General features: G+C 55.7%; 1 protein-coding gene. It reads left to right on the forward strand.

Annotation, left to right across the window (positions count from 1 at the left end; translation table 11 throughout):
* The coding region (locus GRP75_RS28365) for a thioesterase domain-containing protein (protein ID WP_237449253.1) at positions 1-813 on the forward strand (813 nt) is incomplete at both ends.

The raw sequence follows: 813 nt of genomic DNA on the forward strand, positions 1-813 counted from the left end.
CGCTGAACCGCCAATTCCATAATGTAACAGTTGAAGCCATGGCTTTCGGAGAGGGGGATCTCGGCCTGGATAAAGGAGGAGACTCCTTCATTAAGCTGAATAAAGCAGGAGATCTGAACGTGTTCTGCTTCCCTCCGGGCAGCGGCTTCGGCATCGGTTATCGAGAGCTCGCAAGCAGGCTCGACGGCCGGTTCGTGCTCTACGGCATTGATTTTATCGACGATGCCGTCGATTACAAGGCCATGCTGAACCGTTATGTGGACGAGATCGTCCGCATCCAGCCGGAAGGACCTTACGTGCTGCTCGGCTACTGCTTCGGAGGCAACCTGACGTTCGAGGTAGCCAAAACGATGGAGAAAAGAGGGTATTCCGTAACGGACGTGCTCATGGTGGACTCGTGGATTAAGGACGCGCTGACGCCTTCCGAAACGTCGGAGAAAGAGCTTGAAGAAATGCTTGCTGATTTCGACGAAGAAGAGAAGGAATTAATGAGCAACCCGCTCGTGCGGGAGCGGGTTCATCGGAAGGTCAAAGCGACCTTGGCGTACGAAGCGCAGCTTATTAATTCCGGCACGATCCCGGCCCGGATTTACGAACTGATTGCGAAGGACAGCGAAGCGTTCCGCTTGAAGTACCAATTGCCTTCCTGGCGGGGGGCAACGACGCAAGCTTATGCCGATTACCGGCTGGAGGGCGCGCACGAGGAATTGCTGGAACTCGCGCGCGTGGAAGAAACGGCCGTCGTCATCCGGGACATCTTAGAGCAAGTCAAGCGGCAAATCGAAGCGGAGGCCGGGGTACTGCATGGAAGCT

The sequence above is a fragment of the Paenibacillus sp. OT2-17 genome (assembly GCF_009827695.1).
Classification (GTDB): domain Bacteria; phylum Bacillota; class Bacilli; order Paenibacillales; family Paenibacillaceae; genus Paenibacillus; species Paenibacillus polymyxa_B.